7 protein-coding genes, 1 rRNA gene and 1 pseudogene are annotated in these 11,433 nt (G+C 41.7%); 5 read left to right on the top strand and 4 right to left on the bottom strand.

The genetic code is table 11. The annotated features are described in order from the left end of the window. Positions 1 to 43: 43 nt before the first annotated feature. A complete protein-coding gene (locus HMPREF0666_RS14700; protein ID WP_009013168.1) occupies positions 44 to 628 on the bottom strand; it encodes a uracil-DNA glycosylase family protein in 585 nt (194 codons plus the stop codon). A gap of 57 nt (positions 629 to 685) precedes the next feature. Then, positions 686 to 1,729, bottom strand: a complete 1,044-nt coding sequence (locus tag HMPREF0666_RS14705) for an endonuclease/exonuclease/phosphatase family protein (protein ID WP_009013169.1) — start codon at positions 1,727 to 1,729, stop codon at positions 686 to 688. Positions 1,730 to 2,025: 296 nt separating this feature from the next. Between HMPREF0666_RS14705 and HMPREF0666_RS14710 the strand changes: the two are divergent. From HMPREF0666_RS14710 to HMPREF0666_RS14730, 5 genes and pseudogenes are all read left to right on the top strand, one after another. Beyond that, positions 2,026 to 4,604 (top strand): annotated as a pseudogene (locus HMPREF0666_RS14710) (TonB-dependent receptor). 21 nt (positions 4,605 to 4,625) lie between these two features. Beyond that, positions 4,626 to 5,861 (top strand): DUF5689 domain-containing protein, encoded by a 1,236-nt coding sequence (locus HMPREF0666_RS14715; RefSeq protein ID WP_009013172.1) that lies wholly within the window; start codon positions 4,626 to 4,628, stop codon positions 5,859 to 5,861. A 23-nt stretch (positions 5,862 to 5,884) separates the two neighbouring features. Next, positions 5,885 to 7,231 carry a choice-of-anchor J domain-containing protein gene (locus tag HMPREF0666_RS14720; protein WP_009013173.1) on the top strand — a complete coding sequence of 449 codons (1,347 nt, stop codon included), beginning with the start codon at positions 5,885 to 5,887 and terminating at the stop codon, positions 7,229 to 7,231. A 129-nt stretch (positions 7,232 to 7,360) separates the two neighbouring features. Continuing rightward, on the top strand, positions 7,361 to 7,612 hold the full coding sequence (locus tag HMPREF0666_RS14725; protein WP_004361523.1) for a type B 50S ribosomal protein L31: 252 nt from the start codon (positions 7,361 to 7,363) through the stop codon (positions 7,610 to 7,612). Between the two features lie 214 nt (positions 7,613 to 7,826). Then, on the top strand, positions 7,827 to 8,756 hold the full coding sequence (locus HMPREF0666_RS14730; protein ID WP_009013174.1) for a DNA/RNA non-specific endonuclease: 930 nt from the start codon (positions 7,827 to 7,829) through the stop codon (positions 8,754 to 8,756). Positions 8,757 to 9,044: 288 nt separating this feature from the next. Here the strand turns inward: HMPREF0666_RS14730 and HMPREF0666_RS14735 are convergent, their stop codons facing one another. Both HMPREF0666_RS14735 and rrf read right to left on the bottom strand, forming a co-directional pair. Beyond that, positions 9,045 to 10,469 (bottom strand): CotH kinase family protein, encoded by a 1,425-nt coding sequence (locus HMPREF0666_RS14735; RefSeq protein WP_009013175.1) that lies wholly within the window; start codon positions 10,467 to 10,469, stop codon positions 9,045 to 9,047. 701 nt (positions 10,470 to 11,170) lie between these two features. Further along, a 5S ribosomal RNA gene (gene rrf / locus HMPREF0666_RS14740) occupies positions 11,171 to 11,283 on the bottom strand. Positions 11,284 to 11,433 lie beyond the last annotated feature (150 nt).

The following is an 11,433-nucleotide window of genomic DNA, read 5'->3' on the forward strand; positions in this document are numbered from 1 at the left end:
GGCCCTATTAGGCCTATTAGTCTTATAAGCCCCATTGCCCTTATTAGCCTAATATCCCCAAATCCCTAAACATCCTTTCGTAATACTCAGCCTTCTTCTCCACCTTCATCGGATAAGCACGGCTACTACTTGGCTCACGGTAAAGGTATAATGTCCGATTCTCAAAGCTAAACTCCCTACGATCTCCCATCTTCATCTTTCGTGCATCAATACCATAATGCTCTGTAAAAACCGTTGTCGCCAACTGACCAGCAGCTAACACAGCCTTACACTCAGGTAGTGAACGAAGCATACCATCAAGGTCGGCACGCTCAACTATCTCTAAGTCTTTATCTGATGCCGTACCTGTCGTACGATAGATACGCAAGGCTGTATCGAAGATGGCTATTCCCTTTTCTTTCAAGAACGGCTTGAGTAAATCGAGCTTATATGTTTTATTCTCTTCGTCCACAAAGTACTGCTTATCACCAAAGAAGATATGACCAAAGATGCGCCACATGTCATTCGTGTAATTAGGATAATACCACTCCATACACCACCGTTTTGGTGCTGGCGGAAAGGTTCCTAAAAGCAATAACTTAGCGTTCGATGGAAGCCAAGGCTCAAAGGGATGTGTCTCTATTTCCATTGTTTTATTTTCAAATTGGGCTAATTAGCCTAATAAGCCTAATAAGTCTAATAACCTCTACTGCTGCTTTACAAAGTAAGTTACAACTGGTAAGTGGTCTGAATAACCGTCAAGCCACACACCACCAGCAGTAGTTCGCTTGGTATTACCCTTATACTTACCTGACTCTTGGAATAGATAATCACGACGGAAGATTTGGTTCTTCCAGTATTTCAACTCTGAGAAGTCTTTCTTACCATCCTTATTTAATAAGTTAGGAGTCATGATTATCTGGTCAAAAAGGTTCCACTTACCCTGATACTGCAAGGTTCCTGTACCCTCCTTAACAAGGATGTTATACCATGGGTTGTACATGTCACCTGCACCAACCTCGCTGATTTCGCCCTTTGCAGACAGACACTCATGTATACTCTTGTTCGTTGGGTCGTCATTCATATCACCCATTACAAGCACCTTCACCTTTGGGTCTTCACGAAGAAGGGAGTCCTTCAATGCCTTTACCTGCTTACCACCCAACTCACGATAATAAGAACCTGCGCCACGACTTGGCAAATGGCACACTACAATCGTTACATGTTCGCCTGCCAATGTACCGCTAACAGTGAGGAAGCCACGCGTCGCACGAGTACTATCCTTTGGTAGATCATATACGTAAGGCACTAACTTTGTGTCCCTTACAGTGAAGAGTTTCGGATTATAAATCAGTGCACAATCGATGCCACGATGGTCGGGTCCCTCGATATGTACATACTTATAGCCACGTTTTGCCAACTCTGGTTGGGATGTGAGGTCGCTCATTACATGGTCGTTCTCAACCTCTGCTAATCCTATAACCGCACAACCAACATTCGGAAGGACATCTGTTCCCATCTCTGCCAATACTGATGCCATGTTATGCAACTTATGACTATACTTCATCTCGTTCCACTGGTAACTTCCTGTCGGCGTGAAATCGTGGTCGTTTTTACCCTCATCATGTGTTGTATCAAACAAGTTTTCTACATTATAAAAGCCTATAGCATAAACAGAAAACTTCTTCTGAGCAGAAGCCGATGTACCGAATAACACGGTACAGAAAAGAACTAATAGTAACTTTCTCATTATCTTTTATGTTGTTGTTTTTATCAGCGTGTCTGAACGAAGACTACCTTCAACCTGGATTTCAATAATAAAACGGATACAAGAGCATAATTAGGTCTAACCTTGCCTACAACCTATAGACAACATGACGCTCGTAACCAAATCCCAGAACACAGTCTCGTTTGGTTTGCAAATATCGGTAATTAATCCGACATTTACGCATAATTCTCGAAAAATTCATCAAAAAGACTTTCTATTTCCAAATTTATTTCGTTACTTTGCAGACTATAGTATAACACCTATTAATGTAATCAACTATGCAGAAAAAGCTGAAACTTGCCGTTTTAGCACTATGTAGTTCGTCTATGGTGGTCGCACAGAATACCGATACAAAGACGAGCCAGCAGGAGCAGACGGCCAACGCTATGGATGAATCGGCGTTCACCTTCACTGAAGCGCAGTTAGGTGAGAACAATGACATGAACGAAAATGTAACGATTCTCAACTCAAACAGTAACGTCTATGCTTCACAAGTGGGGTTCTTATATTCGCCCATGCGATTCCGTTACCGTGCTCTTAACCAGAAATATAACGATGTTTATATCAATGGCGCACCGATGAACGATATGGAAAGTGGCCAGTTCCGCTATTCTATGGTTGGTGGTATTAACCAACAGACACGTAACGTTGACTATGCACTTCCATTTGAGAACAACAATTTCTCAATGACTGCTTTGGCTGGAAGTAACAACTATGATTTCCGTGCTGGTTCTATGGCTGGTGGTCACCGCATCACTCTTTCTGCTGCAAACCGTAACTATACCCTTCGTGGTATGTACAACTATGCAAGTGGATTCAATGCTAAGGGCTGGGCTATTGCTGCCAGCGTTGCTTATCGCTGGGCTAACCGTGGTTACGTTGAGGGTACTTTCTATAACTCATTGTCTTACTACTTCGGTGTTCAGAAGAAGTGGAACAATGGTCATTCTTTAGCTTTGTCTACATGGGGTAACCCAACTGAGCGTTCTACACAGGGCGCAAGTACTGACGAGGCTTACTGGCTTGCAAACGACTATCAGTACAACCCATATTGGGGTTATCAGAATGGTCACAAGCGCAATAGCCGCGTTGTTAACGACTTCGCACCTTCTGCTATCCTCACTTGGGATTGGGATATCAATAAGAAGATGAAGTTGACGACAAGTCTCTTTGCTCAGTACTCTATGTATAAGAGTACTAAACTGAACTATAACAATAGTGAGAACCCACAACCTGACTACTGGAAGAACCTTCCAAGTAGCTACTATGATGTATGGGATCAGAATGATACACGCTACCGTACAGCACAGGCTTTCTCTGATTGGCAGTCAGCTGTCAACTGGTGGGGCAATAAGGAGAACCGACAAATTCAATGGGATCGCCTCTACTATGCTAACAAACAGGCTGCAGCCAACGGCGAGGATGCTCTTTACTACTTGCAGGCTAAGCACACGGATGCGATGACAACAAGGCTTTCTTCTACCCTTACAAACCGTATCGGTAAGAATAAAGTACTTAACGTTGGCCTTTCTCTCGGTCAAACCTTAGCTCGTCACTATCAGACAATGGAAGACCTCTTGGGCGCAAAGAGTTTCCATAACATCAATACTTACGCTGTCGGAACCTACGCAACATCTGACCCACGTGTGCAATACGACCTTAACACAATGAGTACTTTGGGCTTAGGAAAGCTTGTATATGAGGGCGACAAGTTCGGTTACGACTATAATATCAACGTACGCCGTGGTCAGCTCTGGTCAAACTATGCACAAACGATTGGCAAGCTCCACTATATGATTGCTGCTAAAGTTGGCTATGACAACATGTATCGTGTAGGTCACATGCGCAATGGTATGTTTGCCGACAATTCTGATGGCAAGAGTAAGCATGCTGATTTCCTAACAGGTGGTTTCAAGTCTAACGCTAATATTACCCTTGGTGGCGGCAATGTTATCTCTCTCGGACTGGGTTATGAGCACCGTGCACCCAATGCTAACACCGCTTTTGCCGCACCTGAGATGAATAATGACTTTGTTCTTAACCTCCACAATGAGCGTGTTTTCTCAAGCGAACTTAGCTATCAATACTCTGGCAGTTGGCTCCGTGCTAACCTCAGTGGCTACTACAACCACATGACACACGTGACCGAGTGGCAGAACTTCTACTTTGATGATGCTAACTCCTTCACATACGTTAGCATGACTAACATGAAAAAAATTATTATGGTATTGAGTTGGGACTTGACTTCAAGCTCACAAGCTTCCTTAACTTCAAGACTCTCGGTACTTGGAGCGAGGCTAAGAATGCTAACAATGCTGATGTTATCTATTTGAACTCTACTAAGAGCACCTACAACAAGGATGTTGTTTACAATAAGGGGATGCGCGAAGCAAGTACACCACTAAGTGTCTACAGCGCTATCCTTAGCTATCACAAAGGTGGATGGTTCATTGACTTGAGCGGTAACTACTATGATCGTATCTACCTCTCCTACGCTCCAAGCCTTAGTTACGGCAATACTCTCCGCACAATGGGTACCTCCCTTGGCGGTATGGATGCTGATGGCAATTATACTCCTTACGCACAGAGTGAGGGACATGGGGGCTTTATGCTCGATGCGTCTATCGGTAAGAGTCTTTATCTCCGTCATGGAAGTCTGTCAATCAACTTGATGATTACCAACTTACTGAACAATCAGAAGATTGTTAGTGGTGGTTATGAACAGAGCCGTAGTAACTATACCGTCAACAAGACGACTGGCGCTGCTACAACTCGTGCTTACGACTTCTACCGCAATCCTAAGAAATATTATGTGAATGGCATCAATGGTATGTTGAATGTAGCTTATAAATTCTAAAACTAACGACAGGAAACGATTATGAAGAAACTGAAATATTTAATGATGGCAGCTGTCTGCGTGCTCTTTGCAGCATGTATGGGCGATAGCTACGCTGAACCTGCTGATACTGGTTCAGCTCCTTACGGCAACAACGAACTGGCTGAGACGAATGTCATCTCTATTGCTCAACTCAAGAGTAAGTTTGCTAACTATATAGCTACTGACTATCGTAATGGCATCAGCTATGCTAAGGTTACGGACGATATCAAGATAAAGGCGGTGGTTACAAGTACTGACGTTGCTGGTAACATCTATCAGGAATTGGCTTTGCAGGACGCAACTGGTGCTATTATCGTTAGTGTTGCACAGGGGGGGTTGCATGGTGCTCTACCTATCGGTACGGAGATCTTGGTTAGTCTAAAGGACCTTTACGTAGGTAACTATGGTAAGCAGGCACAGATTGGCGTTCCTTCTATGAACGCTGCAGGTGCTACAACCATTGGTCGTATAAGCCGTGCTGTTTGGGACCAGCACTATAAGATTCTCTCTTCTGGTAATAAGGTTGAACCTACTGAGTTTGCTTCTGGTACCAACGCAACAACTTGGGACCTCGATACTGATGGTGGTAAGTTGGGTATCATCCGTAACGTTAGCTTTAAGAGTAGTAACAGCAGTAAGGTGACTGACACTTTCGCTGATGCTAACGGTGGTGCGGGTAGCGTTAGCTGGACCCTAAACGAGCAGGATGGCAGAAAGGTTATCGTTTACAACAGTAACTTTGCTAAATTCGCTAATAGCAAGGTTCCAACGGGTAAGGTTGATATCGTTGGTATCTTCAAACGCTTTAATAACCAGTGGGAAATTATCATCCGCTCTCTTGATGACATCAAGGCTGCTGAGAAGGTCGACCCATTTAAGGGACTTCCTGGTAAGGGTGATGGTACACAGGCTAACCCATTGGATATCACACGTGCTTTGGCTTATGCAAAGTTGAATAAGAAGGATGCTAACACTTACTATATCAAGGGTATCATCTCACAGATTGACGAGGTGTCAACTCAGTATGGTAATGCTCGCTACTACCTGTCTAACGATGGTACAACAACTGACCAGTTGCAGGTGTTCCGTGGCTTGTTCTTGAATGGCGATAAGTTCACAAGTGCTTCACAGATTGCTGTAGGAAAGAAGGTGGTCATCCTTGGTACCTTAGATTACTACGAACCAACCTCAAACCCACAGGTTGGACGCAACAGTAAGATTATCTCAATTAATTAACAAGACAAATAACAATACAGAATATGAAAAAGTTTATTTATTCAATGATGGCGCTGGCGATGACTGCTACGGCCTTTACAAGTTGTGAGAACGTCCCTGCTCCATACAGTGTTACCTTTGATGAGGATACCAATAACAATACTAACACGCCTACCACTCCTACTGCTGGAACAGGTACTGAGGCCGATCCATTCAACGTTGCTGCTGCCTTGAAGTATATTGAGGCGGGTCAGGACCTTGATAAGGAGGTATATGTTTCTGGTACGATCGTTAGCGTTAAGGAGATTGACGCTGCTAACTATGGTAACGCTACCTACCTTATCTCTGACGATGGAACGACCAAGGGACAGCTGACTGTCTATCGTGGTTATGCGCTCGGTAATAAGAAGTTTACTGCAAATGACAAGCTTAACGCTGGTGATAAGGTTGTTGTCTATGGTAAACTTGTAAACTTCAAGGGTACGAAGGAGTTCACACAGGGCAACTATATCTACTCGCTTAATGGCAATAAGGCTGCTCAGCCAACACCAACAGCCGACTTGAACACTGAGGCTACGGCATGGTCTGTTGCTGAAGCTGTACAGAAGATTCAAGCTAAACAGACTGCTACGGGTGAAGCTTATGTAAAGGGTATCATCTCTGAGGTGGTTTCTTATAACGAGAACTATAAGAGTATCACTTACTATATCTCTGATAACGGTACAGACAAGACGCTCCAGATATTCTCTGGTAAGGGTCTTAATGGTGCTGACTTCGCTGCTAAGACCGACCTTCAGGCTGGTCAAACAGTAGTTGTTAAGGGTAACTTGAAGGCTTTCACCAATAAGCAGGGCAAGGTTATCATGGAGGTTGATAAGAACAATAAGATTATCTCTATCAGCGGTGCTTCAACTCCTCAGCCTGCTGCTACTGGTCTTACTGCTAAGTTTGAGACTGGTATGGATAACTTTACTATCAATAATATTACGCTCCCATCCGACCTTTCTTTCGTTTGGAAACATGATGCAAGTAAAAAATATATGAAGGCATCATCATATAAGAATAATACCAATTATGCAGCACAAAGTCGCTTAGAGTCACCAGTGTTTAGTCTTGTTGGAAAAACATCAGCTACTTTAACCTTCCAAGTTGCTGCAAATTTCTTCACAACAGCAGCTGACAACTTCAAAGTTCAAGTATCAACTGACGGAATAACTTGGCATGATGTCCCTGTTTCTACATATCCTGCTAAAGACTGGAAGTTTGTTACGTCAACATGTAATCTTTCTGCGTATGCTGGCCAAAGCAATGTTCGCATAGGTTTTCTCTACACTTGTGATGGAATATCAGCAGCTGGTACATGGGAAATACAGAACGTAGAAGTTAAATAAAAAACAGCTTAAAATATTTGGCAGGGTGCAGAATTATTCGTAATTTTGCACCCTGTAAAGTGTCTAACTCCGTATTAGTTAATGGAGAGACAATGGTAAGCATATTATTAACAATTAGATAAAAACAAAATGAAACAAGGTATTCATCCAGAAAACTATCGCCCCGTCGTATTCAAGGATATGTCCAACGGTGATATGTTCCTTACAAAGTCTACATGCAAAACTTCAGAGACAGTAGAATTTGAAGGCGAAACTTACCCAGTGGTAAAAGTCGAAATCTCAAGCACCTCTCACCCATTCTACACCGGTAAGAGCAAGCTTGTCGATACAGCAGGTCGTGTTGACCGCTTCATGAGCCGTTACGGTAAGTTGAAGAAGTAATCGATAATACCCTTCGACATTATTACATACAAAGTGCGGACAAACGTAGTTGCATATACGTTTGCTCGCACTTTTGCTTTCAACAAAGCACAAACACTTTTTTTGTCTACTATTAAATGGAATTAAGTGAATGGTGGGATACATTATGTCTCTTCCTATTCTGGCTGCGTTAACATCTCTAAAACTTTCACATCAACCACCCAAAAACAAAAGAATGTATAAGATAACACGAAAAAGAAACGTATGGGTAGTTACACTCCTTTCGCTCGCCTTATTTACTGCATGTAGTAAGGATGATGACAGCTCTACTAATACAGGGGGAACGGTGGATATTACCAATAACATAAATTCTAATCTTAAAGACTTACGTAGTGTGACACATCGCTTGGAGTTCCCTAAATTAAAGGGTGGTCACAGTACTGTCCTCACTCATAAACTGAGGACTGGAGAGGTGAATTATAGCGTTGAATGGGACATAGAAAAGATGTCGAATAGATGGACATGCTATCAGATTTATGCAAGTAATGCACAACAGAATGCAGAAAGAAAGCCCCAAAATAGTCCTAACCTCTACCCTATGGACCCTCTATGGACCGCTAATTCTTTCTTCTCAGACGACCCCTATTATGGATCTGGCTATGACCATGGACACCTTTGTCCCTCTCAAGACAGGGTGAACAGCCGAGAGTCTAATGACCAGACTTTCTTCCTTAGTAATATGCAACCGCAGGTTCATGGCTTTAATGCTGGTATCTGGGAAGTGATGGAGAGGAAGATGAGAACCTACATCACTGCCACTGGTGGATCTAAGGATACGCTGTTCATTTGTCGTGGTGGTACGATTGACAATCAAGGACAATTTACCTATATCAGAAATAAGTTTATCGTCCCTACTTATTTCTTCTCTGCTGCTCTGATGAAATATAAGGTGAAAGGACAAGGAGAGTGGCAATACAAAGCTATCGGTTTCTGGTTTAAACACGAAAACAATAGCGGAACATCGCTCAAACCTTATGTTGTTAGCATCAGGGAACTCGAGGAGAAAACTGGTATCGACTTCTTCTGTAATCTTCCTGACAATATTGAGCGTAACGTAGAATCAAAATCACACGACCAAATGACTCTCATTTGGAATATCAAATAAGCTTATCTACACTATCAATAATTATAGTGTAGAACCGTCTATCAGCATCTGTTACATTACGAAAAATCATTACATAAATTCGTATAGAAGGTTGGGGAGAAAGTACAAGACATACATACTAATTGTTATTCGCAACCATCACATATTCAGAAGGTTACATACTACAACAAAGAAGACGCCTTTCTTGGTTCAAGAAAGGCGTCTTCTATAGGCAAGAAGGGCATGTTCTTGAAGCAAGAAGGGCGTCTTCTTAAATCAAAAAAAGCATGTATTGGTTTTGTAAAGCTACTATTTTATAAATATTTTCTTACGACCCTTGATGTAAACTCCACTACCCAAATGATTGGGATCGACCTTTATTCCTTGAAGCGTATAGACATCATCCGACTCGTTTGCTGCTACTCGGGAAGGCTTTATAGCATTAGGATCATTAAACAATTGCCTATCAAGCACTTTCATGTGACGAGTAATCCAATTGGCAATATGCTCCATCTCTTTGTCGTAATCAATCTTTTGCTCTAATATATCCGTGTCTCCACTCCATCGCTGTGTTTCTCTTTCAGCTGCTCCACATTTCTTTAATAACTGATAATAGCTTTTATAACGTGCAATCAGACTGTCTGTCGACAAAACATCCTTTCTTGCTGACCAGTATCGCTCCCTCACCTGCGAATTGAAATTACCTGCATTCGTGGCTATCAAACGCTTTATTAAATTGAAATACCCTTTTATGATATGGTTAGGAGAAGTGTACCTCTCATCAAAAACTTTAAGATAGGAACTACCAACCGTCAAGTCTAAATCCCAAACGGCAAAAGTAATCTTTGGTGACTCCTTACTGTCATATATTGCCCAGTACATATTCTTTCCTATATTATCAACTGCACATAAAGTTTGAGTATAGATATAATAGTCCTCAACAACAGGTAAATCAAAATAGTAAGCAACTGAATCTTTGAACTCTTCATCACTACTATTCACTACAAAGTTAATAGCCTTCCATAAGGGTGAATAGTCGGTAGGATTAACATCCTTAATATCTGGATACTTTGTCTCAAAGACATCCCAAGTTGAAGAAGTGTTATCAAATGCTGAAGGAGTATTATACATCATCGATAATCCACGCCCACTTGTCTTCCATAACTGACCATGAATAATGCCTTTCTTCGACTTTTTTAGACCTAACGTCTTATTGTCCATCGTTTCTGTCAAGCTATAAATTCCGACATACTCGTCATTTAGAAAGACCTCTACCACTCGTCCTCTAACACCGGTAAAGACCTCAGCTCCGTCTGCAGTGTAGTAAGGCTTACGCGCAAAGTCATTCCATAACTCAGTAGCTATACGGTTACGCAGCCTAAACAAGTCTTGTTGACCAGCATCTAATATCCAATTCTTATCAGCCTTCAAACCGAAGAACTGCTGTTTCTCCTTAAACTTTATCTTATAATTACGTTTATGTTTACCTTCAGTGTTAGTACTTCCTCCTCGCCACTTTATCTTAGCCTCGTAACTGACAAGAGTTGCACCTTGTGAGCTATAAAAGTCCACTGTCCCATTTTGGTATTCGCTACTAAACGTGCCTCGCAGCACTAATACAGGAATAGACTGACCTAAATCAGTTGGCAGAACGTTATTGGATTGTGCAAAAGTAGCTAAACTACTACTTATAAATACTACCAATAAAGTAAAAAAACGATGTAAATTAATCATATTAAGTTAGTTTAAAGGATATAACATAAAGAGATAATTTGCTGGAATAAGCCAAGTATTTAAAGTGAGTTGTAATAGATTAATTACCGTTACAAAGTTATTAAAAAATATAATATAAAGCAAATTATGATATAATTATGCATGAAAACTATACTCTGTTAGTATATAACACTAATAGGCCCATGAGTCCTATCAGCCCTATTCTATTAGGCCTATTAGCCCAATCAACCCAACGCCATTAGGCTCTACGCTATTAAACCCATCAGCCTTATTAGTCTTACGCTATTAGGCCCATTAGCCCAATCAGCCCTATTCTATTAGGCCTATTAGCCCAATCAACCCAACGCCATTAGTCTCATTAGCTCTATCAGCCCTACAGTATAAGGTTCATTAGCCTTATAGTCTTACGCCATTAGTCTCATTAGTCCTACATTATTAGACCAATCAACCTTATTAGCCCAACGCTATTAGGCCAATAAGCCCTACACTATTAGGCTCATTAGTCTTATCAGTCCAACACTATTAGGCCCATTAGCCCTATCAGCCTTACACTATTAGGCTCATTAGCCATATAAGGCTCATTGTTTTATTAGATTCATTAGCCCATAAACATCCACTCACAACACAACATCAACACCCATCAATAATCAACCAACAACAAAAAAAGAGCCTTGAAGATTTCTCTTCAAAGCTCTTGTAAAAGAAGGCGGCCACCTACTCTCCCGCATTGCATTGCAGTACCATCGGCGCAAACGGGCTTAACTTCTCTGTTCGGAATGGGAAGAGGTGGGACCCCGCCGCAATAACCACCTAATATTTCTCTCGGTTGACTAGTTCACAGTTGACAAGTTGGCTTCTTATTTGTCTTTATCCTTGTCGTCTTTCTGTCTTCTTATCAGTAGATCCGTTGTTAACCATTGTCCATAGAACTAATAACTTGTTTACTCGTTAACTCATTAACTTG

Source organism: Prevotella sp. C561 (assembly GCF_000224595.1).
Lineage (GTDB): Bacteria > Bacteroidota > Bacteroidia > Bacteroidales > Bacteroidaceae > Prevotella > Prevotella jejuni.